Origin of the sequence: Herbidospora daliensis (genome assembly GCF_001570585.1) — a bacterium.
Taxonomy (GTDB): Bacteria; Actinomycetota; Actinomycetes; order Streptosporangiales; family Streptosporangiaceae; genus Herbidospora; species Herbidospora daliensis.
The window spans coordinates 869,438-892,764 of the sequence record NZ_BBXF01000002.1 but is presented as its reverse complement, the minus strand read 5'-3'; the positions used below and the strand labels follow the sequence as shown (position 1 = coordinate 892,764).

Annotated in this window: 26 protein-coding genes and 1 pseudogene; 8 read left to right on the top strand and 19 right to left on the bottom strand. The window is 69.5% G+C overall.

All coding sequences use genetic code 11. The annotated features are described in order from the left end of the window. Positions 1-44: 44 nt before the first annotated feature. The 5 genes from AW274_RS41895 to AW274_RS10575 all read right to left on the bottom strand — a co-directional run bounded on the left by AW274_RS41895 (position 45) and on the right by AW274_RS10575 (position 4,469). Positions 45-203 carry a hypothetical protein gene (locus AW274_RS41895; protein WP_232320060.1) on the bottom strand — a complete coding sequence of 53 codons (159 nt, stop codon included), beginning with the start codon at positions 201-203 and terminating at the stop codon, positions 45-47. A 278-nt stretch (positions 204-481) separates the two neighbouring features. Continuing rightward, positions 482-1,801 carry an alpha/beta hydrolase gene (locus AW274_RS10590; protein ID WP_062430863.1) on the bottom strand — a complete coding sequence of 440 codons (1,320 nt, stop codon included), beginning with the start codon at positions 1,799-1,801 and terminating at the stop codon, positions 482-484. Positions 1,802-1,881: 80 nt separating this feature from the next. Then, positions 1,882-2,346 (bottom strand): hypothetical protein, encoded by a 465-nt coding sequence (locus AW274_RS10585; protein WP_062430862.1) that lies wholly within the window; start codon positions 2,344-2,346, stop codon positions 1,882-1,884. Further along, positions 2,343-3,644 (bottom strand): alpha/beta hydrolase, encoded by a 1,302-nt coding sequence (locus AW274_RS10580; RefSeq protein WP_157519998.1) that lies wholly within the window; start codon positions 3,642-3,644, stop codon positions 2,343-2,345. Before AW274_RS10580 ends, AW274_RS10585 begins: the two co-directional genes overlap by 4 nt. Positions 3,645-3,671: 27 nt before the next feature. After that, positions 3,672-4,469: an SDR family NAD(P)-dependent oxidoreductase gene (locus tag AW274_RS10575; protein WP_062431870.1), complete on the bottom strand. Its 798-nt coding sequence runs from the start codon at positions 4,467-4,469 to the stop codon at positions 3,672-3,674. 177 nt (positions 4,470-4,646) lie between these two features. On the opposite strand from AW274_RS10575, the gene AW274_RS10570 reads away from it, so the two are divergent. Genes AW274_RS10570 through AW274_RS10555 form a run of 4 tightly spaced genes read left to right on the top strand, consistent with a single transcriptional unit; the run spans position 4,647 to position 8,374 of the window. After that, positions 4,647-7,049 (top strand): sensor histidine kinase, encoded by a 2,403-nt coding sequence (locus tag AW274_RS10570; RefSeq protein ID WP_198169125.1) that lies wholly within the window; start codon positions 4,647-4,649, stop codon positions 7,047-7,049. Then, on the top strand, positions 7,046-7,453 hold the full coding sequence (locus AW274_RS10565; protein ID WP_030456327.1) for a roadblock/LC7 domain-containing protein: 408 nt from the start codon (positions 7,046-7,048) through the stop codon (positions 7,451-7,453). The genes AW274_RS10570 and AW274_RS10565 overlap by 4 nt, the downstream gene beginning before the upstream one ends. Next, positions 7,450-7,818, top strand: coding sequence for a DUF742 domain-containing protein (locus AW274_RS10560; protein ID WP_062341071.1), 369 nt, complete (start codon positions 7,450-7,452; stop codon positions 7,816-7,818). Before AW274_RS10565 ends, AW274_RS10560 begins: the two co-directional genes overlap by 4 nt. Next, positions 7,799-8,374, top strand: coding sequence for a GTP-binding protein (locus tag AW274_RS10555; RefSeq protein WP_061296721.1), 576 nt, complete (start codon positions 7,799-7,801; stop codon positions 8,372-8,374). The genes AW274_RS10560 and AW274_RS10555 overlap by 20 nt, the downstream gene beginning before the upstream one ends. A 62-nt stretch (positions 8,375-8,436) precedes the next feature. Here the strand turns inward: AW274_RS10555 and AW274_RS10550 are convergent, their stop codons facing one another. The 5 genes from AW274_RS10550 to xylA form a co-directional block, all read right to left on the bottom strand. After that, positions 8,437-8,799 (bottom strand): DUF742 domain-containing protein, encoded by a 363-nt coding sequence (locus AW274_RS10550; protein ID WP_062430860.1) that lies wholly within the window; start codon positions 8,797-8,799, stop codon positions 8,437-8,439. Next, complete coding sequence (locus AW274_RS10545) at positions 8,796-10,658, bottom strand: sensor histidine kinase (protein WP_198169124.1); 1,863 nt, start codon at positions 10,656-10,658, stop codon at positions 8,796-8,798. Before AW274_RS10545 ends, AW274_RS10550 begins: the two co-directional genes overlap by 4 nt. Before the next feature lie 122 nt (positions 10,659-10,780). Next, positions 10,781-11,458 (bottom strand): DUF998 domain-containing protein, encoded by a 678-nt coding sequence (locus AW274_RS10540; RefSeq protein WP_062430858.1) that lies wholly within the window; start codon positions 11,456-11,458, stop codon positions 10,781-10,783. A gap of 132 nt (positions 11,459-11,590) precedes the next feature. After that, positions 11,591-12,952, bottom strand: a complete 1,362-nt coding sequence (gene xylB, locus AW274_RS10535; protein WP_062430857.1) for a xylulokinase — start codon at positions 12,950-12,952, stop codon at positions 11,591-11,593. Beyond that, positions 12,952-14,094: a xylose isomerase gene (xylA, locus tag AW274_RS10530; protein WP_062341077.1), complete on the bottom strand. Its 1,143-nt coding sequence runs from the start codon at positions 14,092-14,094 to the stop codon at positions 12,952-12,954. Before xylA ends, xylB begins: the two co-directional genes overlap by 1 nt. Before the next feature lie 119 nt (positions 14,095-14,213). On the opposite strand from xylA, the gene AW274_RS10525 reads away from it, so the two are divergent. Continuing rightward, entirely contained in the window at positions 14,214-15,416 is a 1,203-nt protein-coding gene (locus AW274_RS10525; protein WP_062430856.1) for an ROK family transcriptional regulator, read from the top strand. On the opposite strand, the gene AW274_RS10520 is transcribed toward AW274_RS10525, so the two are convergent. Next, the gene (locus AW274_RS10520) at positions 15,385-15,597 is read right to left on the bottom strand and encodes a hypothetical protein (protein ID WP_062341079.1); all 213 of its coding nucleotides are present in this window, start codon (positions 15,595-15,597) and stop codon (positions 15,385-15,387) included. The two genes, AW274_RS10525 and AW274_RS10520, sit on opposite strands and share 32 nt — an antisense overlap. Before the next feature lie 98 nt (positions 15,598-15,695). Here AW274_RS10520 and AW274_RS10515 point away from each other — a divergent pair, with 98 nt between their 5' ends. Continuing rightward, on the top strand, positions 15,696-16,199 hold the full coding sequence (locus AW274_RS10515) for a VOC family protein (RefSeq protein ID WP_062430855.1): 504 nt from the start codon (positions 15,696-15,698) through the stop codon (positions 16,197-16,199). Here the strand turns inward: AW274_RS10515 and AW274_RS41205 are convergent. The 6 genes and pseudogenes from AW274_RS41205 to AW274_RS40170 form a co-directional block, all read right to left on the bottom strand. Then, on the bottom strand, positions 16,191-16,952 hold the full coding sequence (locus AW274_RS41205; RefSeq protein WP_062431868.1) for an aldo/keto reductase: 762 nt from the start codon (positions 16,950-16,952) through the stop codon (positions 16,191-16,193). The two genes, AW274_RS10515 and AW274_RS41205, sit on opposite strands and share 9 nt — an antisense overlap. Before the next feature lie 42 nt (positions 16,953-16,994). Continuing rightward, positions 16,995-17,399 (bottom strand): annotated as a pseudogene (locus AW274_RS41200) (GNAT family N-acetyltransferase); the annotation flags it as partial. Between the two features lie 2 nt (positions 17,400-17,401). Further along, entirely contained in the window at positions 17,402-17,932 is a 531-nt protein-coding gene (locus AW274_RS10505; protein WP_062430854.1) for a DUF305 domain-containing protein, read from the bottom strand. Between the two features lie 60 nt (positions 17,933-17,992). Next, positions 17,993-18,844, bottom strand: coding sequence for a lytic polysaccharide monooxygenase auxiliary activity family 9 protein (locus AW274_RS10500; RefSeq protein WP_232320059.1), 852 nt, complete (start codon positions 18,842-18,844; stop codon positions 17,993-17,995). Positions 18,845-19,029: 185 nt separating this feature from the next. After that, positions 19,030-19,509, bottom strand: a complete 480-nt coding sequence (locus AW274_RS10495) for a hypothetical protein (RefSeq protein WP_062430852.1) — start codon at positions 19,507-19,509, stop codon at positions 19,030-19,032. Next, the gene (locus AW274_RS40170; RefSeq protein WP_157519994.1) at positions 19,506-19,688 is read right to left on the bottom strand and encodes a hypothetical protein; all 183 of its coding nucleotides are present in this window, start codon (positions 19,686-19,688) and stop codon (positions 19,506-19,508) included. The genes AW274_RS10495 and AW274_RS40170 overlap by 4 nt, the downstream gene beginning before the upstream one ends. Positions 19,689-19,970: 282 nt before the next feature. Here AW274_RS40170 and AW274_RS10490 point away from each other — a divergent pair, with 282 nt between their 5' ends. After that, a complete protein-coding gene (locus tag AW274_RS10490) occupies positions 19,971-20,858 on the top strand; it encodes a helix-turn-helix domain-containing protein (protein WP_062430851.1) in 888 nt (295 codons plus the stop codon). Positions 20,859-20,980: 122 nt separating this feature from the next. After that, on the top strand, positions 20,981-21,178 hold the full coding sequence (locus AW274_RS10485; protein ID WP_062430850.1) for a DUF397 domain-containing protein: 198 nt from the start codon (positions 20,981-20,983) through the stop codon (positions 21,176-21,178). On the opposite strand, the gene AW274_RS10480 is transcribed toward AW274_RS10485, so the two are convergent. Further along, on the bottom strand, positions 21,175-22,404 hold the full coding sequence (locus tag AW274_RS10480; RefSeq protein WP_198169123.1) for a ferredoxin reductase family protein: 1,230 nt from the start codon (positions 22,402-22,404) through the stop codon (positions 21,175-21,177). The genes AW274_RS10485 and AW274_RS10480 overlap by 4 nt on opposite strands. Positions 22,405-22,691: 287 nt before the next feature. Next, the gene (locus AW274_RS10475) at positions 22,692-23,258 is read right to left on the bottom strand and encodes a DUF305 domain-containing protein (RefSeq protein WP_062430848.1); all 567 of its coding nucleotides are present in this window, start codon (positions 23,256-23,258) and stop codon (positions 22,692-22,694) included. Positions 23,259-23,327: the final 69 nt, after the last annotated feature.

Sequence of the window (23,327 nt, the reverse complement as noted above, 5' to 3'; positions counted from 1 at the left end):
CCCCTTTGGTTGGCAATGTGCCGGGCGAGGGTGGTGGTAGCGCATCACACATCCCGCCAGGCTTCAGGAACCTCCCCCTCTAGACAGGCGGTGTTGCCGGCGATCCAGACGGTGCCGCGCTCAGGGAAGCCGTGCACTGACATCTCGATCAGTCGCCCCCGCACGACAACTTCGGGACGGTTGGGGTGCTGGGTGCGGTCCATTTGGATGGTGAGTCCCTCCCGACGCCAGAGCTCGCCAACGGCGACAACTGTCGCCCGCGGATCTCGGGCAGCGGCGGTGAATCCGAGCTGGAATGCCTGCCCCTCCCCCGGCTTGCACCACCACTTGCCGGGAGTGCGTTTGGGGGTCTCGGTGAGCGCACCGACGTGAAGTGCCCGAGCAAGAGCCGCGTCGAGATCTCTAAGTGCGTCGGATATCGGCGGCCGAGGCTCAGACGCGCATCCGACAACCAGAAGAAGGAGTGCGACCAGGATCCGCTTCACAGAGCGGCCCTCGCTTCCTCATACGTCTCGTAATCGTCCCCGACGATCACTCTGGCTAGGTTCAGTCCCGCAAGACGACCTGCCTCGCTGCCGCCGAAATAGTCGGAGTGGGCATCCATGTCGATGCCGATGACGAGGTGGGCCTCCGATCCTGACGACAGCCGCTCCACGCCAGACATGTAGACGGGGTCTTCTCCATGGCCCGCGACGCTGTCGGGCAATGGAACGAGTATGCCGAGGGTGTCCTCAGCCGTCGGGACGATCTTGATGATGTCGCCCTGGTGCCGCATGGCGAACAGCTTCGTCGCAGGAGCCTTGAGCTCGTCGGCGGAATCGACACCCCATCCCGGACTCGCGACCGCGATCAGGTTGTCGGGGTGGAGGCCCGCCTTGACCGCATGCCCTGTGACGACGCTCCCGTAAGAGTGGCCGATCAAGGTGGTGTGCACCCCGGGCGCGAGGCGCAGGTTGTCGACGAAGTCCCGCAACTCCGGCGCACCACGATCGGCCTGCAGATCGAACGCCGCTCCGAGGCTCTGCGGGAGCGGGGAGCCCATCCACAGAATCGTGGCGGTGCGCGCAGAGAGACCGGCGGCTGCTCCGTGGATGGTCTGCAGGGTGCCTTCGGCACGACCGAGATAGTTGGCCAGATTGTTTCCGGTGCCCGGCACGAAGACGGCTACATGTTCTGCGGTGCTGAGGTCGCCCTTGACCTCAGCGATCTTGCCCAGATCTCTTGGGTCGAAGAGCAGAAGTTGCCGATCAGGGTCGAGGAGTCTGGTGTATCTGGTCGCCGCCGCCTTGTCGCCCACTCGCACAGCCTCTGCGAGTGCCTGGCGTACCAGCTGGCGGTTCGCCGCGAAGCGGAGCTCGAACGGGACCCCCGCCCTGGCACCCACCTGCGCCGCCCGTGCCAGCGCCACGCCGAGCGCCTGACCAGGCGCGAGCCCGGCGAAGAACGTCGCCATGTCACCGTTCGCGCCAAGTGCGTCGAAAGCGGCGAGTTGCTCGTCCAGTTCGCCCGCCGCTGCCATCGTCAGGGCGTCGTAGGCGGCGTTCTCGCCCGATGGGCTCCAGCCGATGAGGTCGGCCTGCGCGGCGACGGCCGCTCTTCGGCGGATCTCGGCGGCCGACGAGTGGCACCACTCGACCAGGTTGCGCAGTGGTCCTTCGTAGTGGGCCAGCTCGGGGGCAGCGGTTATCGGAAGCCCTACGGCCACCGAAGCACCCTGGAGGCGGGTGATCTCCTCGGCCGCTTCGTCGAGGCGGGCGGCCAGGAGGCGCATCGAGGTGGCATCTGCGAGACAGAAGGTCACCAGCAGATGGTAAACGAACGATCACTGAAAGTTATCTGCCATGTTCACATCTGGGTATGTCGCAAGCACTCGTGATCCGTTCAGACGACGTCGTGCCAGTTCTCCGGGATCGGGCCTGGGAGGCACACGGTGTTGCCCTCGATGTAGATCGTGTTCCGATCAGGGAAGCCGTGGATCGACAACTCGATGAGCGGCCCGCCGGCGATGACCTCCGGGCGGTCGGTGTCGGTCGAGCGATCGAGTTCGATGCGGAGCCCTTCACTCCGCCACAGCTCCAGGACGGCTGCCACGGCGCCACGTGGGTCTGCCACTTTGAGGTCATGACCGAGGACGACGCCTTTGCGATCGGGATCCTCGCAGGGCCACGGATCCCGGGTGATCTTCGGATCGGCTTCGGGACGCGCCACCTGGAGCACCCGCGACATGGCGGCTTCGAGGTCACGGACTCCCTCGGAGAGTTCCGCTTCGGGCGAGGACCACATGGTGCATCCGCCAATCGACACGAAGAGCAGCAGGGACAGCAGGGCGAGGCGGACGCGGTTCATCGAGCGGCTCGCGCGGCCTCGAAGGTGGTGGGGCAACCACCCGCGACGATCACGGCGATGTTGTGCGTCGCGACACGAGATCGTCCGGCGCCCGCGAAGTAGTCGGAATGGGCGTCCAGGTTCACGCCCACGGGGAGCAGTTGATCGTCGTTACCTGAGGCCATCCGGGTCACGCCGTCCATGAAGACCGGGTCTGCGCCATGGCCGAGGGACGACAGCGGCGGTGCCAGGCCGTCGATGGGGGGAACGACGCTGATGAAGTCGTCGGGGTGGCGGACGGCGTAGAGCCTGGTCGTCGGGGCTTTCAGGTCTGCCGCTTCATCGACGCCCCAGCCGGGGCTGGCCACGGCGACCAGGTTGTCGACCTTCAGGCCGGCGCGGACGGCGTGGCCGGTGACGGTACTGCCGTAGGAGTGGCCGATCGCCGTGGTGTTCACGGAGTCGGCGAGGTCGAGCCCCTCCATGAACTCCCGCAGCTTCGGGCCGCCTCGTTCCGCGTAGAGCCGAGTGGCCGCGGCGGGCACGTTCGGCGGCAGGTCGGTTCCGAGCCACATGATCGTGGCGGTCTTTCCGCGGGAGAAACGATCGGCCAGCCTGTGCACCGCGAGCAGCGCGCCCAGTGGGCTGCGGTCGTAGGTGGAGAGGTCGTTTCCGGTGCCCGGGACCATGACGGTGACCGAGGTCGCCGACGACAGGTCGCCTTTGACCTCGGCGATCCGGCCCGCGCCGCGTGGGTCGAACAGCAGGAGTCGCCGGCCGGGTTCCAGCAGCCGCTTGTACCTGTCTGCCGCCGCCTTGTCCCCCACTCGCACCGCCTCCGCGTGCGCGAGACGTACAAGATGGCGGTTCGCGGCGAAGCGCAGCTCGAACGGCGCCCCACCCCGGCCCCCCACCTCCCCCGCCCGGGCCAACGCCACTGCGAGGGCCCGGCCGGGGGTCAGCCCCGCGAAGAAGTCGGCGACGTCGGCTCCCAGCATGTCGAAGGCCGCGAGTTCGGCGTCGATCCCACCGGCCGCCGCCGTCTTCAGGGCCTCGTGCAGGTTCGCGCCCTCGGAGGAGGGGATGAGGTCGGCCTGGGCGGCGACGGCCGCTCGCCGTCTGAGGTCGGCGGCCGAGGAGTGGCACCATTCGACCAGGTCGCGTAGTGGCCGCTCGTAGTGGGCCAGTTCGCGGGGGGCGGTGATCGGCAGGCCGACGGCCACCGAACCGCCCTGGAGGCGGGTGATCTCTCCGGCCGCCTCGTCAAGGCGGGTGGCCAGCAGGCGCATCGACTCGGCATCCGCCAGACAGAATGTCACCAGCAGATGGTAAACGAATCGTCACGCTCAGTTAGTCAATCCGACCGCTTCCGCGCTTGCCGCCCACAGGCGTTCGGCCAGGTCAGGGTCTTTCATTCGGGCGGGCACCTTGTCGGGGCGGTTGTCGCGGAAGTAGGTGCCGGGCAGGTTCTCGCCGGCTTCCGACGTCGCCAGATAGGTCAGTCGTGCGGCCGCCTTCTCCACCGGCTCGTGGAGGCCCGGGAGGGTGACGAGTTTCATGAACAAGGTGCCGCCCGCGAATGACGTCTTGATGACGCCGGGATGGAAACAGGTCGCTTTAGCGCCGCGGGCCGCCAGGCCCACCGTGAATAAAGCGTTCGCTTGTTTGGTTTCGCCATACTGCAGCCACCCGTTCCACCGCCGGCGTTCACGCGAGAGGTCGTCGGGGTCGAGGCGGGCGGTCTTCGCGGCGCGGGAACTCGTCGTCACGACACGCCCGACGCGATCTAGAAGAATATTCGTCAACAGGAACGGCGAGAGGTGGTTGACCTGGATCATGAGTTCGTGACCGTCCGCAGTCGTGCGGCGGTCGGGGACCATCATGCCGGCGTTGTTCGCCAGAACGTCGATCCGGTCGTACTTCGCACGGATTCGGGAGGCCAGATCACGGACGTCGTCGAGGCGCGCGAAGTCCGAAACCTCTACCGCCACCTTGCGCTTGGTGACGGATCGGACACGGGACGCGGTCGACTCTAAGCGGGCGCGATCCCTCCCAACCAACACAAGTTGGTATCCCTTTTGGGCAAGATCCAGCGCCGCAGCAGCACCAACGCCCGAACTGGCCCCGGTGATCACGCTAATCATCAATTCCTCCACTGCGCTCGAACTGTATCGGTGCTAGTCTCCTGTGCGATCTTCCGGAGGTGCATTTCCCCCCAAATGCGGCGCGAGCCTCCACGCACTGCAGGAGTGGCCATGGGTTCAAGAAACCGGTCGATTCGGTTCAAGATCTTTCTCTTGTTGCTTCTGCCTCTTCTGACGTTGAGCGCACTATGGGGATTCGTCCTCAACCTCACCGTCGGTGACGGGCTGGCCCTGTTACGCACCGGCCAGCTGTACGACTCCGTCGGCGTCAGTTCCACCGACCTCGGGCTGCGGCTCCAGGCCGAGCGCGCCATGGTGGCGGAGCTGCTGAGCGAGAGCCGGACGTCGTCGCCCGAGCTCAACGCGCTCCAGGCGCAGACGACGTCGACCGTGAGCTCCTTCGTCAAGGTCGCCACCCTGCCGGAGAACCGGTCGATCATGTCCGAGAACCTCCAGCGGTCCATGGACGACCTGCTCGGCGCGCTCGACGAACTGTCGACCATCCGCGACGCGGTCTCCATCGGCAAGTACAACGTGCTGGACGCGATCATCGCGTACAACACGATCTTGGACGACCTGTTCGACGTCTACGAGCAGATGGTCCAGATCCCCGACGTGGCCATGTTCCAGCAGGCCAGTGCCCTGGTGACGATGGGCACCGCGCACGAGATGCTGGCCCGTGAGGACGCCCTCGTGAAGGGCTCGCTGGCGCAGAACCAGATGTCGGCCGAGTCGCACAAGGCGTTCGCCGAGTTCGTGGCGCTGCGCAAGCACTACTACGCGAAGAACCTGCCGACGCTGCTGCCCGACGTGCGCGGCCCGTACGAGCGGGTGCTCGAGTCCGACCTCTACGCGCGCTTCTCCGAGATCGAGAACCTGATCCTCTCGCAGCAGCGGCTGGGGGGCGCGCTGCCCGCCGACGTGATGCGCTGGCAGCCCACCATCAACAGCCTGGTCGGCGAGCTCGACCGGGCGCGCGGGCCGGCCACCGAGGCGCTCAACGCCCACTCGGCCGAGCTGGCGACCGGCATCCTCGGGCGGATCGCCATCGCGGGCGGCGTCGGCCTGATCGCCGTCGTGGCGACCATCGTCTTCTCGGTGCGGTTCGGCCGCCGGCTCGTCGCCGACCTCGCCGACCTGCGCAACGCCGCGCTCGAACTGGCCGACCAGCGGCTGCCCCACGTCGTCGACCGCCTCAAGAAGGGCGAGGACGTCGACGTCGAGCACGAGGCGCCGCCCATCGACGCCGGCGGTTCGATGGAGGTCGAGGACGTCGGCCACGCGTTCAGCTCCGTGCAGCGCACCGCCATCGAGGCGGCCGTCGGGCAGGCCGCCCTGCGGCGCGGCGTCGGCCACGTGTTCCTCAACCTGGCCCGCCGCAACCAGAGCCTGCTGCACCGCCAGCTCACCCTGCTCGACTCGATGCAGCGCCGGTCGAAGGACCCGGAGTCGCTGGAGGACCTGTTCCGCCTCGACCACCTGACGACCCGCATGCGCCGCCACGCCGAGGGCCTCATCATCCTCTCGGGCGCCGCACCCGGCCGGTCGTGGCGCAAGCCCGTTCCGGTCGTGGACGTCATGCGCGCCGCCGTCGCCGAGGTCGAGGACTTCACCCGGGTGACCGTGCTGCCGATGCCGGGCGCCTCGCTGACCGGCGCGGCCGTCGCCGACGTCGTCCACCTGCTGGCCGAGCTGATCGAGAACGCCACGATCTTCTCGCCGCCGCAGACCAAGGTGCAGGTCCGGGCCGAACTGGTGGCCAACGGGCTGGTGCTGGAGGTCGAGGACCGCGGCCTCGGGCTGACGCCCGAGGAGTACGCCGAGATCAACACCAAGCTCGCCGCGCCGCCCGAGTTCGACCTGGCCGACTCCGACCGGCTCGGCCTGTTCGTGGTCGGCCAGCTCGCGGCCCGCTACGGCATCGGCGTGGTGCTGCGCTCCTCCCCCTACGGCGGCACCACCGCCATCGTGCTCATCCCGCGCAGTCTCGTCTCCGACGGGACGCCGGGAGGGGCCGTACCGTCGCGGAACGGCGCGCACGCCGTGCTGACCGCGGCCGAGAACGACGACCAGAGCGACTCGGGCGACCTGAGCGACCACGAGCCGCGGCACAAGAAGCAGGAGCCCGAGGAGCAGCCCGCTCTCGAGGCCGAGAAGGCGCCCGAGGAAGAGCTGGAGCCCTCCCCCTACTTCACGCCGTCGGAGCGGCGCATCGAGGCGGTCCCGCCCGTCGAGCTGGTGCCGCCGATGGAGCCCGAGGAGGAGAAGCCCGTGCTCTCCCCGCGCGGCCTGCCCACCCGGACCCGCACCACGGCCGCCCGGCCGTCGACTCTGCCGAACAACGTGCCGACGTCGGTCGCCAGCGGCACCCACAACGGGCTGCCCCGCCGCGTCCGGCAGGCGAACATGGCACCGCAGCTCACCGACACCCCCTTGACCGCGCCCGTCGCCGAGACGACGGAGGAACGGTCGCCGGAACAGGCGCGCGCGATGTTCTCCGCCTTCCAGCAGGGAGCGCGCAGGGGTCGTGAGGATGCAGACTACGCAGATAACGCGAACGGCGAGAAGGGTGAGGAATGACCGGGAAAGTCTCGGGGTCCGGCGAACTGAACTGGTTGCTCGATGACCTCATCAGCCGGGTGGGGGCCGTCCGTCAGGCGGTGATCCTCTCCACCGACGGTCTGGTCGTGGGTGCATCCCAGGGACTCTCACGTGAAGACAGCGAGCACCTGTCGGCGGTGGCCGCCGGGTTCCAGAGCTTGGCCAGGGGGGCCGGACGCCACTTCGGCGGCGGGGAGGTGCGCCAGACCATCGTCGAGATGGAGGCCGCGTTCCTGTTCGTGACGGCCGCCGGGCAGGGCACCTGCCTGGCCGTGCTGGCCGCGTCGGACGCCGACGTCGGTCACATCGCCTACGAGATGGCGATGCTGGTCAAGAGGGTGGGGCAACATATCTCGACCAATCCGCGGAGGGCCACACCGTGACGCGCAAGGAGTGGCTGGACGACGACGCCGGGCCCGTCGTCCGTCCCTTCGCGCTCATCGGCGGCCGGGCTCGTTCCTCCGGCGACGACCTCGACCTGATCGCGCTGATCACCACCACCGGTGTCAGCCCGCGCGACCGGGCCGACATCACACCGGAACAGGCCACCATCCTGGAGCTGGCGGCCGACACCGCCTCGGTCGCCGACATCGCGTCGGATCTGAACCTCGCCCTCGGGGTGGTGCGGGTGCTCCTCGGTGATCTGCAAGACCAGGGGCTGGTGCGGGTGCGCCCACCGGCTCAGGTTGCGCCGCTGCCAAGCGCGCGCATTCTCAAGGAAGTGATCAATGGCCTTCGCGCCCTCTGACGAGCCGGTCGCTCTCAAGATCCTCGTCGCCGGCGGCTTCGGCGTCGGCAAGACCACGCTGGTCGGGGCGATCAGCGAGATCCGCCCGCTGCGGACCGAAGAAGTGCTGTCCGACCGCGGCGTGGGCGTGGACGACCTCGACGGCGTCGAGACGAAGACGACCACCACGGTCGCCATGGACTTCGGCCGGATCACGATCCGCGAGGGGCTCGTCGTCTACCTGTTCGGCACGCCCGGCCAGGAGCGTTTCTGGTTCATGTGGGACGAGCTGTCGTACGGCGCGCTGGGCGCGGTCGTGCTGGCCGACACCCGCAGGCTGACCGACTGCTTCCCGTCGATCGACTACTTCGAGCAGCGGGGTACCCCGTTCATCGTCGCGGTCAACTGCTTCGACGGCGCCGAGCGCTACGAGCCCGACGACGTCCGCATCGCCCTCGACCTCGACCCGGAGATCCCGGTCATGCTCTGCGACGTGCGTCGCCGGGCCTCGGCCAAGGTCGTCCTGGTGACCCTGGTCGAGCACGCGCTGAAGACCCTGACAGCCACCCAGCGCTGAAAAGCGCGCCTCGTGCGGTGAGCGACAGGCCGGATGACCCTGACCGCACCTGTCGCCAAGCGTTAAAGAGCGCGCAGGCCGTTGATGACCTCGCGGAGGATGTTCTCCGCGGGGGGCTTCGCCGTGTTCGCGGGGCGGACCAGGATCAGGCCGTGGTCGAGCAGGTCGCCCAGCAGGATCCGGACCACGCCCAGAGGCAGGTCGGCGTCGGAGGCGACGTCGGCCACCTGGCGCGAGCGCGGGATGAGGGCCAGCAGCCGCTGGTGTTCGCGGCCGAGGTCGACCCCCGGCTGGATCCTGGCCCCGGTGGCGGCGACCACCGACATGAGGTCGAGGGGCGCGTCGGTGGTGGCCCGCCCCCTGGTGAGCGCGTAGGACCGGACGACCGGCCCGTCGTCGACCCACTCCTCCGACGACGCGGTCATGCGCGGACCCCTTCCAGCACCGGCTCCGGCGCGAGCGCCGTGGACGGGATCAGCACGATGGCGGTGGTTCCGCCGAACGGCGACTGCCGCAGTTCCACACGTACTCCCAGTCGGGTGGCCAGCCGTCCGACGACGACCAGGCCGAGCCGGTCGGTGTCGGCCAGATCGAACTCCGGCGGGCTGGCCAGTCGTGAATTGATCTTTTCGAGCTCGGCCGGGCCGAGCCCCAGTCCCCGGTCCTCGATCTCGACCGCGAACCCCTTGGCGACCGTCTCGCCCCGGACCGACACCTCGGTCTGCGGCGGCGAGTAGGCCGTGGCGTTCTCGATGAGCTCGGCGAACAGGTGGATGTAGTCGGCGACGGAGGCGCCCTGGACGGCCACCTCCGGCATCGGGTAGATGCGGACCCGCACGTAGTCCTCCACCTCGGCCACCGCGCCCTGGAGCATCTCGGCGACGGCCACGGCCTGCCGGTAGGTCCGGCCCGGCGTGCCGCCGGAGAGCACGATGAGGCCCTCGGCGTGCCGCCGCATGCGGGTGGTGAGGTGGTCGAGCCGGAAGAGCTCCTCCAGAGAACCCGGGTCCTCGGTACGGCGCTGCATCCCGTCGAGCAGTTTGAGCTGCCGTTGCAGCAGTCCCTGGCTCCGCCGGGCGAGGTTGCGCAGCGCGAGGCCGACGCTCTCGCGCAGCCGGGCCTGGTCGACGGCCGCGTCGACCGCGGTGTGCTGCACGGCGCTGAAGGCGTGCGCCACGTCGGCGACCTCGCCGGTGGTGCCCGGGGGTTCCAGCGGCGGCGCCTCGGCGGCCACGTCGACCTTCTCGCCGCGCCGCAGGCGCTCCACCACCCGGGGCAGCCTGACCTCGGCCAGTTGCCGGGCCGCGTTGCGCAGGGCGGCGAGTTCCCGGGTCAGGGCGCGCCCGAGGCGTACCGACACGAACAGGGTCAGTGCGACGGCGACCAGCCCGAGCAGCCCGGCGGCGCCGGTGCGCACGAACGTGGCGACCGCCACCGGTTCGGCCCGCACCGACAGGCGCTGCTCGCTCGACAGGAGGGCGTCGCGGAACGCCTTCTCGGTGCCGTCGACGGCCCGGCGCCAGGCCGTGTGGCCGACCGGGGTGGCGCTGACGAGGCGGGTCTCCAGCCGGATGTAGGACCGGTAGGCGTCGGAGACCAGCATGTCCTCGAACGGCTTGCGCAGTTCGGGGTCGAGCTCCTTCATGCCCTGGAGGAACAGGAAGTCGCGGGTGCCGGAGTAGCGGATGAACGCCCGGCTCTCCTCGACGGAGAACGGCCGCTCGTTGATGAGCACGCCGGCGCCCAGCGCGCTCTCGCGGGCCAGGAAGTCCTTGGCGAAGGAGAGCAGGCCCAGGCTGCGCGACTGCTGGTAGAGCGGCACGTCGTTGTTGAGCGTGATGGTGTGGTCGAGCGCCTGCATCGCGGTCGGCAGCAGGCCGAACCGGTCGCCGAGGGCGGTCAGCCCGACCGCCTTGGTGTCGATGTCGTTGCGCAGGTCGTCGAGTTCGTCGACGGCCGCCATCACGTCGCTGAAGCGCCCGGCCATGGCCGGGGTCAGGGCGTCCTGTACGTCGGCGCTCGCCGCCGCGCGGCGCAGGCTCTTGCGGGCCTGGTCGGTGACGAGGCGCTGCTCCACCAGGGTGTCGAAGGCGGCGCGGGTGCCGGTGGCGGCGTACTCGGCCGACAGCAGGTGTTCCCGCTGGAGGGCGAGCACGAGCGTGTCGCCGGGCCGGCCGAGGCCGTCGTAGAGGCGTTCGACCTTGAGCAGGTCGAGCGATTCCCGGGTCGTGATCGCCGCCGCGAAACCCCAAAGGCCCACCAGGGAGACCAGTGGAATGATCAACAGCGTGGAAATCTTGAACCGGATGGATCTGCTCGAAGCCATGGCACCTCATCGGCCGTACGTAGCCGATGAGGTTAGCAGTTTGCCCCGGTTTGATTCATTCGTGGATCACGTTTGTCTGATCACGCGGCGTGAGCGTGCCGGCTCACGGCCTCGGACGTGGCGTTTTGTGTCGTCTCGGCAACAGGCTGACGGACGACTCCCGGAACTGTAGTGGTCGCGGTCATGAGCCCGACTCGCAGCAGCTGCCAGGTGACCGAGGCCACCAGGGCGAACTCCACGATCAGCAGGCCGCGCTCGGCGACGCCGATCAGCACGCCCCGGCCGGGCAGCGCCGCGTAGGTCACGGCGGCCAGGCCGATGCCCGCGAGCAGGGTCAGCCATTCGAGCGTGCGGGCCACCGGCCGCCACTCGTCGTGGTCGCTGAACCGGCCGGCGAGCTGAGCGGTGGCGACGGGCAGCGCCAGGAACGCGACCGCCACCAGATAGTCCTGCGCACGCGCCCACGGGATCACGGCGACGCCCAGCAGGGTGAGGGACCAGAGGAGGATCAGCCGCTCGGGCCAGCCGTCGATCGGCGCCGATGCGGCCTTGAGCCCGGCGAGCAGGGCCAGTGAGGCCAGGCCCAGCATCGCGAGGGCGAACTCGGTCAGCACGCCGCGCTCTTGGGCGGCGTACTCGCTGATCGACAGCGCGACCGGGTCGAGGTGGGGGGAGGGATCAAGCTGACCGGCCACGACGGCGGCCATCGCGAGCACCAGACCGGAGATCGCGATCACGGGAGAGAGCCTCTTGACCATACTTCGAGAGTGCCTCTTCGGCCGCCGGATATGCATCCGGTTAAGACCCCATTCACCCCTGATGGATACCCCCTAGGGGGGATCAGGGTCGCCCCAGGGCCGGGGGTGGGGCTGAGCCCACCCCCGGCGGGGTCACGCGGCGGCTTCCCTGTACCGGTCGCGCAGGCCCTCGATGGGGTCGCCCTCGAAGACGGTGACCTCACCCGAGGCCCACTCCGGGGGCTCCTCGCCACCGGCGAGCAGCCAGGCGGCCTGGCGGGCGGCGCCGTCGGCGACGTACTCCCCGGGCGGGGGCACGTGCACCGGCACGCCGAACACGCTGGGCGCGATGGTGCGCACGGCTTCCGAACGCGCGCCGCCGCCGATCAGCAGCACCCGGTTGGGCGCCAGGCCGAGGGCGTCGAGCGCGTCGGCCAGCCCGCAGAGCATGCCCTCGACGGCCGCGCGGGCGAAGTGCCCCGGCGTCGCGTTGGCCAGCCGCAGGCCGTGGAACGACCCGGTCGCGTCGGGCCGGTTCGGGGTCCGCTCGCCCTCCAGGTACGGCACCAGCGTCAGCCCTCCGGCCCCGGGAGGCGCCCCCAGGGCCAGATCGCTGAGCTCGGCCGGACCCACGCCCAGCACCCTGCCGACCGCGTCGAGCGTGCGGGCGGCGTTCATCGTGGCGACGAGCGGCAGGAACCGCCCGGTGGCGTCGGCGAAACCGGCGACGCCGCCCGAGGAGTCGGCCGACGCGTGCTCGGCGACGGCGAAGGCCGTGCCGGACGTGCCGATGGAGACGATCACGTCGCCGGGACGGGCGCCGACGCCGAGGGCGGCGGCCATGTTGTCACCGGTGCCGGGCGCGAGCCGGGCCTGGTTGTACGTCCCGGCCTGCTCCCTCGGCCCGAGGACCGTGGGGACCTGCGGGGTGTGGCCGATGGCCATCTTCAGCAGGTCGAGCCGGTAGGCCCCGGTGGCCGGGGACCAGTAGCCGGTCCCCGACGCCTCCCCGCGGTCGGTGGTGACGGTCGCGGGGGTGCCGCCGAGCTTCCAGGTCAGCCAGTCGTGCGGGAGGCAGACCGACGCGGTGCGCGCGGCGTTCTCCGGCTCGTGCTGGGCCAGCCAGCGCAGCTTGGTGACGGTGAACGACGCGACGGGCACGCTGCCCACCGCCTCCGCCCACTTCTCCGGGCCGCCCAGCTCCGCGATCAGGTCGCGGGCCGCCTGGGCCGACCGGGTGTCGTTCCACAGCAGCGCCGGGCGGACCACCTCGCCGTTCTCGTCGAGGCAGACCATGCCGTGCTGCTGGCCGCCCACCGAGACCGCCGCGACGTCGTCGAGGCCGCCCGCCATGGCGATGGCCTCCTGCAACGCCGTCCACCAGTGGCTGGGGTGGACCTCGGTGCCTTCGGGGTGCCTGGCCCGCCCTTCGCGGACCAGCGCGCCGGTCTCGGCGTCGCGCACCACGACCTTGCAACTCTGGGTCGACGAGTCGACCCCCGCGACGAGAGTCATTACCGCACGCCGAGCAGGTGCTCGAGGGCGAGCTGCGACAGACGGGTGAAGTGGAAGCCCTGGGCCGCCACGGCGTCGAGGTCGAACTCGTCGTTCAGCAGGTCCTGCAGGGTCTCGCCCTCGCCCAGGGTGCGGGCGCCCAGCTCGTCGACCTTGCTGGCGGCCAGCGCCTCCTGGACCTCCGGGTCGGCCCGGTAGGCCTTCGCCTTCTCCTTGAGGATCAGGTAGGTGCGCATGTTCGCCGCGATCGAGTCCCAGGCGTCGTTCTTGTCGTCGGTCCGGACCGGCTTGTAGTCGAAGTGGCGGGGGCCCTCGTAGCCGCCGTGCTCCAGCAGGTCGACCAGGAAGAACGCGTTCTGGACGTCGCCGTGACCGAAGATGAGGTCCTGGTCGTACTTGATGCCGCGCTGCCCGTTGAGGTCGAGGTGGAACAGCTTGCCGTGCCACATCGCCTGGGAGATGGCGTGGTAGTAGTTCAGGCCCGCCATCTGCTCGTGACCGGTCTCGGGGTTGAGGCCGACCATCTCGGGGCGCTCGAGCTCGTTGATGAACGCCAGCGCGTGGCCGACGGTCGGGAGCAGGATGTCGCCGCGGGGCTCGTTCGGCTTCGGCTCGATCGCGAAGCGGATGTCGTAGCCCTTGTCGACGACGTACTGGCTCAGGATGTCCATGGCCTCCTTGTAACGGGAGAGCGCGGCGCGGATGTCCTTGGCGGCGTCGGACTCGGCGCCCTCGCGGCCGCCCCAGCAGACGTAGGTCTTGGCGCCCAGCTCGGCCGCGAGGTCGAGGTTGCGGATCACCTTGCGGATCGCGTAGCGGCGGATCTCGCGGTTGTTGCTGGTGAAGCCGCCGTCCTTGAACACCGGGTGGGTGAACAGGTTGGTGGTCGCCATGGGCACCTTGAGGCCGGTGTCGGCCAGGGCCTTCTTGAAGTTCTCGATCGCCTTGTCGCGGTCGGGCTCCACGGCGAGCAGGTCGTCGTCGTGGAAGGTCACGCCATAGGCCCCGAGCTCGGCCAGCTTGTGCACGGTCTCGACCGGGTCGAGCGGGGCGCGCGTCGCGTCACCGAACTGGTCGCGTGCCTGCCAGCCGACGGTCCACAGACCGAATGTGAACTTGTCCTCGGGAGAGGGGGTGTACACGGGGCGCCTCCGAATTAGTCTACGTTGTGGACTAAATATGGAACGGGGACTCGTGCCGGTCAAGTAGGCGTGTCTAGGATTTCGTCCAGATTTCTGGACCGGCAGTCAGGAAGGTGCGAATGGCGCAGGCCGTACGGCACGACGCGATGCGGGCGCGCAACCTCTCCCTCGTGCTGCGGGAGGTCCGGACGCACGGGTCGCTCACGCGCGCGTCCCTGGCCGAGGTCACCGGGCTGACCAAGACGACCGTGTCCAAGCTGGTCGCAGACCTGCTCGATGCCGGGCTCGTGGTGGAGACCGGGGCCGTCAGGGGCGGCGAGCGCGGGCGTCCGGGGGTCGAGGTGCGGGTCAGCGGAGACCGCGTCGCGGCGCTCGGCCTGGAGCTCAACGTCGACTATCTGGCCGTCAGAGTCGTCGATCTGGCCCGCCGGGTGAGGCTGCGGCTGACCCAGACTGTCGACAACCGTTTGTCAGAACCGCTCGACGTCATCGGCGACCTCCGGCGCCTGGCGCTGTCGGCGCTCGCCCAGGCGGAGGGCACCGGACTGCGGGTGGTCGGCGCCGGTCTGGCCGTGCCCGGACCGGTCGACGCCGAGTCGGGCGAGATCCACAACGCCCCCAACCTCGGCTGGCGGAACGTGCCCGTGGGCGCCGCCCTCGACCTCGGGGTGCCGATCAGGGTCGAGAACGAGGCGAACCTGGCCGCCCTCGGCGAACTCTGGTTCGGCGTCGGCCGGGCCGACTTCCTGTACGTCTCGGGTGAGATCGGCATCGGCGCCGGCCTGGTCGTCAACGGCGCGCTGTTCCGCGGCGCGCGCGGCTTCGCCGGCGAGCTCGGCCACGTGGTCGTGACGCCCGAGGGCCCGCAGTGCCGCTGCGGGGCCCGCGGCTGCCTGGAGCAATACGCCGGCCAGGACGCCTTCTTCGACGCCGTCGGCGACCGCAGCCCCTACGCCCCCGGCATCGACGCCATCGTCGCCCGGCTGGAACAGGGCGACGCCGCCACCCTGGCGGCCTGCGACAAGGCGGGCTGGGCGCTCGGGGTGGCGCTGTCGTCGGCGATCAACCTGGTCGACCCGCACACGATCGTCCTGGGCGGCATCTACGCCCCGCTGTTCCCGTGGATCGGCGGCGTGGTCGCCGAGACGATGGGCGCCCGCCTGGCCCAGCTGCGCGCCCAGGCCCCGCCCGTCGAGGTCTCGCAACTCGGCTCGGAGGCGGCGGCGCTCGGCGCGGCCGGTCAGGTGCTGGAGACCGTCGTCGCCGACCCCGCCGCCCTCTCGGAGCGGCTCACAGACCGGAGGGATCCCGCCCCACGCTGATCTGCTCGGCGATGCGGCGCACCTCGTCGCCCGACAACCTGGGCGCCGGAGGGAGGTTGCGCAGCAGCGCCGCGACCACGTCGTCGACCGCGCCCCCGGCATGGTCGCGCGCGACCTCGTGGACTGCCTGGAACAGCATCTGGTTCTCCGCGCGCTCCCGCGCCACGCGGTCGACGATCATCGTTCACGTCCCCCTTAGGAATGGCCGCCGACCACCCTAGGACCTGGCACCGACAGTTTCCCGGGAACAAGCGGAGATCCCCGGTTGCTGCTGCAGGCATGCCGGTTCAGCGACTCAACCACGCCGTGCTGTACGTCCGCGACGTCGCACGCAGCGTCGACTTCTACGAGAAGGCCCTCGGCTTCCGAGTGGTCATGGGCTTCCCCGGAGCCGCGTTCCTCCAGGCCGAGGGCTCGAACAACGACCACGACCTCGGCCTGTTCGAGGTCGGCGCCGACGCCGGCCCCACGACGGCCGGGCGTGGCGCGGTCGGGCTCTACCACCTGGCCTGGGAGGTCGACACGCTGGCCGAACTGGAGCGCATCCAGACCCGCCTGCTCGAACTGGGGGCGCTCGTCGGCGCCTCCGACCACTCGACCACCAAGGCCCTCTACGCGAAGGACCCCGACGGGCTGGAGTTCGAGGTGTCGTGGCTGGTCCCGGCCGACCTCATCACCGAGGCCATCGCGGGCGGGAAGGCGTCGGTCCTGCCGCTGGACCTGGCGAGGGAGATCGAGCGGTTCGGCGCGACCACGCCGGGCGGCATCGGCGTCTCACGCTAGCTTCCGGAGCTGGGCCTCGGTGAGCCTGATCGCCCCGGCGGCGACGTTCTCCTCCAGGTGCGCGATCTTGGACGTACCGGGGATCGGCAGGATGACCGGCGAGCGGGCCAGCAACCAGGCGAGGCCCAGCTGGGCCGGGGTGGCGCCGGAGTCGGCCGCGAGCCCGGCGACCGCCGGAAGCACCGGCCGCCACGGCAGGAAGGCGATGCCGGCCGCCTCGCAGGCGGCCAGCACGGCCTCGTGCTCGCGGTCGAGCAGGCTGTAGCGGTTCTGCACGCTCGCCACCTCGACGATCCCGCGCGCCTCGGCGAGCTGCTCCACGGTGACCTCGGAGAGCCCGATATGCCCGATCTTGCCCTGGTCGCGCAGCTCCTTCAGGGTGCCGACCTGGTCGGCGAGCGGCACCTCGGGGTCGACCCGGTGCAGCTGGAGCAGGTCGAGCCGGTCCATGCGCAGGCGCTGGAGAGCCGCGTCGACCTGGGCGCGCAGCGCCTCGGGCCGCCCGTCGAGCCGGCCCGGCCGCGCGACCCCCACCTTGGTGGTCACCAGCACTTCTTTCCGGTACGGCCACAGGGTGCGGGCCAGCAGCTCCTCGTTGGCGCCCCAGCCGTAGAGGTACGCGGTGTCGATGAGCGTGACGCCGAGGTCGACCGCGCGCCTGACCACGTCGCCGTCGTTCTCGGACAGGTGCATCGCGCCGAAGCCCAGCCGCCGGACCCGGAGTTCGCCGCCGATCAGGAACTCGTCGTCCAGGTTGCGCCAGAACGAGGTCTCGCCGGTCTGGACGAACCCGGCGCGCTGCAACACCCGCCGTGAACCCCGGTTCGTCACGCCGGCGCCGGCCCGCAGGCTGCTCAGGCCGTAGCGCTTGGCCAGGTCGCACAGTTCCCGGACCGCGGCGGTCGCCACGCCCCGGCCGGTCGCCTTCTCGGCCAGGCGGAAGCCGACTTCGGCGGTGCCGTTCCTCAGGTCGTACAGGTTGAAGCGGCCCAGGATCTCGCCGTCGTCGGCGACCAGGACGTGGAAGCGCAGCTCGCCGTCGGCCTGCGCGTCGAGCACGCCCTGGTGGTGGTAGGCGAACGTGGTGAAGTAGTCGTCGCCCCGGTCGTCGATGGTGCGGGCGAAGAAGGCGCGGTTGTCGGTCTCGAAGGTCAGGAGCCGGCCGGCGTGGTCGGCCCGCAGAAGCTGGAGTTCCGGCATGCCTACGAGTCAAGCAGGTCCAGCATGTAGGTGATCTGCGCCGACCGGGCGGTGTCGATCTGGTCGGCCAGGCCGAGCGCGCCCGGGTTGGCGCCGCTGCCCTTCTCGTACCGGGCGAACTGGATGGCGTCGTCCTGGTGGGCGATGAGGGCGTTCAGGAGCTCGCGGGGGAAGTCGGCGTCGTCGGCCTTGCGCAGGCGGGCCAGGTCCTTGCGCGCGTCGATGGCGGTGCCGCCGTGGGCGTGGTGGGCGTCCTGGTCCATGGTCAGCGGCTGTTCCCACTGGAGGAGCCAGGTCGTCATCGTGCTCGTCTCGGTCTCCTGGGTGACCCGCATGGCCGAGGCCAGCTGCTCGACCTTCGCGGGCAGCTCACGGTTCTCGGCGAGCCGGGCCAGCTCGTGGCCCTGTTTGTTGTGCGCGACCATCATCTGCAGGAACATGACGTCGGCCGCGTTGACCGGGGCTTCTTCCTGTACGCCGGGCGCGGCGCAGGCCGTACAGGCAAGAAAGAGAACGATGAGCAGCCGGCGCATGCCCGCCTCCTTCGACGGCGGGCCGCGCCCACTGGACGCGGCCCGCGTTCACTCACGAGATCAGACGCGCAGCCACAGGGCCGGCACGTTCGGGGGCTCCCAGCCGACGAGCGAGGTGTGCGGCTGGCGGCACTGGTAGGTCACGCCGCCGTAGGTCACCCGGTTGCCGGTCTGGTACGACACGCCGGCGGCCCAGGTGCCGCCCGGGTTCTGGGTCGGCGTGACCGTCGGGGTCGGCGTGGGCGTGGGGGTCGGGGTGACCGTGGGCGTGGGGGTCGGCGTCGGGTTGGGGTTGTTCCCGCCGCTGAAGACCACGTCGGAGCAGGTGTAGAACGCCTCGTTGGAGCCGACCACCCGCTGCCAGATGGAGAAGAGGATGTGGCGGCCGGTCCGCTGCGGGATGTTGATGGTCCAGTTGGTGAACGTGACCGGGTTGAAGTTGTTGAACGTCTGGATGTGCACCAGGTCCGACCACTTCAGCGGCATCGACGGGTTCCAGCCCTCGCGGGTGATGTAGAACTCGAAGTTGCTGTTCGAGTGCGGCGCCGTCGCGTGGTAGGTGATGGTGCGCGGCCCGGCGGAGAAGGGCGTCGCCGGCCAGTCGGTGCGCTGGAGGTCCAGCCCCCGGTACTTGTCACGCCCCGCGCTGCACAACTTCCCGTCGGGGATGATCTGACGGTGGCGGCCACCCGCTTCGAGCAGGCTGACCTCGTTCCAGTCGTAGAAGGCCTGGGTGCCTCCCGCCGCGACGGCGGCGGCGCAGGCGGCCGAGTCGGGCGACTCGGGCCCCTCGTTCTTGCACTGGTAGACCCGGCTCGGGGGGTTCGACATGGTGCCGTGGGCGCTGGCGGGAGCGGACGGCAGGATCACGAGCAGCGAGCCGGCCATCAGGCCGGCGGCGGCTGCAGCCACCTTGTTACGTAACACTGGCTCTCCTCCGTGGAGCGGATACGCGAACTCCGGCCACCTCATGAGGAGAGCCGGAGCCCATGGCGGAAGGATCAGCGGGGGAACGCGGGGTGACGGCCGCGCACTTCAGCTTTCTATAAAGAAACCTTCCTAAGAGAAGGATCACTCAGACTTCCTGACTCCGCAAGTCATCTGATGACATCAACTCGGATGACCGCAGGATGCCGCTCCGAGGTTGTTACCCTCACCTCCCGCGCCCAGCAGGCGGAGGCGATGAGCGGCGCGGTGCCGGCGAAGTCGGCCTCGACGATCCCGGCCCGGCAGTAGACCCAGACCCTCTCCCCCTCACGGGTGGGCCGGGTCCAGAGGACCACCGGCAACCTGCCGCGCCGGGTCACGATGAGGGCTTCGGCGCAGGCCGTGCGGATGCGGTGGGGCGTGACCACACACCAGAGCCGGGCGAGGGAGTACCGGCGGGCGAACGGCGAGACCGAGACGAGGGCCGTGATCAGCCCGGCGACGGTGACCGTCAACTGCCAGCCGACGACCGATACGAGAAACGGCCCCCCGATGAGGAGAGCCGCCTCGTAACGCCAGCGCCAGACGACCACGAAGGGACCGGGCGGCGCGACCCTGCTTTCCAGGGGCCGGACGAGGTTCCTGGTCATCTGCGGCTCGCCTCGGACTGAGCTTGCCGAGCTGCCCGGAGTTGGTCGAAGCGGGGGTCGCGGTACGTGCGGCGGTTCCATTTCCGGTCGATCTCCCAGCCGACGACGAACGCGAAAGCGTCGGGCTCGGCGAAGAGATCGTCGGTGCGACGTTTGACGATGGCGGCGATTCGCGCCAATAAGCCACGAGGGGGCGACAATTCCCTACCTCTTGGGTTAATCTGCATTGTGGATCGTCCTTTACTGAGCGGTGATCGGCGGTCTCCAGCTCCGGGGCCTGATGCGCCAACATCGGGCCCCGTTTTATTTAGGGCGCAGATGGCCCCAGTTCACACCCTCCCGGTAGCGTTCCTGATCCGTTTATAACGCCATTCGACCGGAAACATACCTAGGTGACCCTCACTGGCAATTACCACTTGGGCCGGCCCCAGTAACGGGATTTTCGATCACCTGGACGTGCCATGGCTGGGACCAACCTGACGCTTCGGCGACGACAACTCGCCGCTCGGCTGAAGCAGCTCCGGCAGGAGTCGGGGCTGACCCTCGAAGAGGTATGCACGCCGATGCATGCTTCGACGGCCAAACTCTCCCGGCTCGAAACCGGGCAGCGCGGAGCGAGCCCTCGTGACGTCGAAATCCTCACGGCCATCTACGGAATCAGCGACCCCTCGGTCATCGCCGAGTTGATCGCCATGGCGGCCGATTCACGCACCCAGTTGCTGCGCCGCGAGTATGGCAGCCTCGGCAACCGCGCCATTTACAGCTACATCGACATGGAAGCGGCGGCGAGCGCGATTACGGAATTCCAGACTGCGGTGATTCCGGGCCTGCTGCAAATCGAGGACTACGCCAGAACGGTCATCCGACACACCAGCCTCGATCATGTACCCGAGAGGGTCGAGAAGTGGACCCGGGCCCGAATGTTACGGCAGCGGCTCCTGACATCGAATCATCCGCCGAAGTACGAGGCTCTCGTCGACGAGGCGGTCTTGTGGCGAGTGGTCGGCGAGCCCGACATCATGTGCCGCCAGATCGAGCACATCATTCCGCTAGCCGAGGCCGGCCGGGTGACGTTGCGAATCCTGCCCTTTCAGGCAGGACCGTATCCCGCCGACGACAGCCCCTTCGTCTTGTTCGACATCGCGGATCTCCCGACCAGAGTCGTCTGGCGAGAGAGCTTTTCGTCGCTCGATATCATCGAAGGCCCATCAGAAGTGGCGGCCTATCGCCGCGTGATCGATCACCTGACAGGGATCGCGCTCTCTCCTGCGGCGAGTATCGATTTCCTGTGCGAGATGCGTGACCACTACGCGAACGGCGGTCCGGACTTCCTGCGGGCGGTGCCCTGAAGATCCACGGCCGGCAAAGGCCAGGGAGCGGTTTCCCCTTCAGTGCGCGCGACCCGCGAGCGGTGCACCTCTCAGGCTGGTAAGTTCCCGGAATCACCATGATCTCGAGAGGGAACCAACTGATGTGCGCGACACCGATCAGCGAGGACCTCTGGATCCGGGCCTGCAGCAACAACGACTGTGTTGAGGTCTCTCTGGCGGGTGATCGCGTCAAGGTGCGCGACAGCAAGCGTGGTGACGGCGGGGCCGTTCTCGACTTCACGCCCGAGGAGTGGCGGGCCTTCGTCGACGGGGTGCGGCGGGGCGTCTTCGACGTCTAGAAGTCGAAGTTCTCCAGGTGGATCTGCTGTTTCGGCACGCCCGCCCGTCGCAATGCGTTGAGCGCCTTCTGGGTCATCCCGCGCGGTCCGCACACGAACACGTCGTAGTCCGCCAGGTCGGGGAAGGCGCGTGACAACGAGCGGCCCGTCAGCGGGACCGTCAGGTCTTCGTTCACCGTGTAGTGCACGCGTGCGCCCCGGGCCGCCGCGATGGCGTCCAGTTCTCCTCGCAGCACCAGGTCCTCGACCGTCCGGGCCAAATACAGCAGCGTCACGTCGCCCGGCATCGACTCGAACAGCGCGCGTAGCGGGCTGATGCCCACGCCGCCCGCGATCAGCAGGATGCGGTCGGATCGGCTGCGGGCGGCGGTCAGGGCGCCGTAGGGGCCCTCGGCCCAGACTCGGGTGCCCGGGGTCAGGGAGAAGAGGGCTCGGCTGTGGGTGCCGGCCGCTTTGACGGTGATGCGCAGGTGGCGGCCGCTCGGTACGGCTGAGAGGGAGTAGGGGTTGGCCGCCCACCACATGCCCTTGGTCAGGAAACGCCAGCGGAAGAACTGGCCGGGTTCGGCGGCCAGGCGGTCGAGGTCGTCGCCCGAGATGTAGACGGACACCACGTCGGGCGACTCCCGCCGGATGCCCGCCACGCACAGGCGGTGGCGCCGGGAGCGGATCACCGGGAGGGCGAAGCGGTACCAGAGGAGGAGGGCGGCCACGCCCAGGTAGAGGGCCCGCCATGCCCATGCGCCGACGCCTCCGAAGGACGGGCCGGTGAGCTGGTGGGCGAAGCCCAGGTAGATGGCCACGTAGGTGAGGAAGTGGGCGTAGTGCCAGGCTTCGTACGACATCCGCGACCGGATCGCCGGGGCCGAGATCAGGCCCACTGCCAGCAGGAACGCCAGTGAGACGGTCGCCTCGAGGATGCCGGGGGCGTACAGGACGAGACCGAACGTGCCCTCCCACACGCCTGACCTGACCACCCGCGCCGACATGGCGAAGACCATGTGCGCGACCGACAACGCCAGGGTGCCTCGGCCGCCGAGGGCGTGCCAGCGGGAGAGGCGGTCGGAGCCGATCGTGCGGTCGAGGTAGGGGATGCGGGCCATGAGGGCCACCAGGATCGCCGCGCCGTAGCCTGCCAGCAGGCCGGTCAGCCGGCCCAGCCAGGCCAGGCCGTCGGCGGTGGAGGCCACTTCCGCCAGGTCGGTCCAGCAGCCGACCGTCGCCACCACCGCACCGGCCCAGAGCAGGGCCCCGACGAAACCTCCCGGCCGACGTGACCTCTCCTGAGCGGCGGTCCGGGCGCCCCGATTCCGTGACCGGCCGCGGTCGGGCTCCGGCGGAACGGGATACAAGGCCCCCGTCGTCGGGCCGTCGACGCTCGACCGTCGGCGCCTACCGGGCTTCGGGTCCGGCGGGATCGGGTGGAGGTTTCCCGTTGCCGGGCCCTGTTCGTCCAGCAAGGACACCCAGTGGGCTTCCGACGGGGGCCGTAGCAGGGATTCCCAGTGGGTCGTCATCTCAGGTCGGCCAGCGTCGTGGAGCGGGCGGCCGACAGGGCCTTGGCGTACTGTTTCGTCGCCTCGTTCGCGCCGGATGTCTGTTCGCCTTTCGCGACCAGCAGGGACTGGGTCAGGAAGTCCTTCAGGTGTTTGCGGAACAGCTTGTCGAACGGCTCCGCGTTGAGACGTTGCGCTATCAACAGGTCGCTCTTCGTCACCATACCGGGCATGTCATGACCCTCGTGGACGTTTGTCGGCGGAAGCCCCGCTTCGTGCAACAGGCCACGTAGTCCCGCAAGTTGCTGCTGCTGTTCGGCCGCGATCTGGGACGCCAGGGCCAGCACTGACGGGTTCGCTGTGCGTTCAGGCGCCAGGTCCGTCAGTGCCAGCACCGACTCGGTCATGGGGATCTCGAGCTGGATCCAGGCCACGTCCGTGGGGTTGAACGCGGCCGACGGCTGCGTCACGACCGTGGGCGGCGCCGCCGCCGCAGCAGGAGCGTCAACCTGCGGGGCGGCGCAGCCCGACACCAGGAGGGCGGCGAGCGCGACCGCCCAGGGTGCGCCAGATGTCAGTCGCACGTCACATCCCTCCCCAGTGGGTCTTCCTGTTACCGGAGACGCCCACGTCACAGCAGAACAACAAAAATC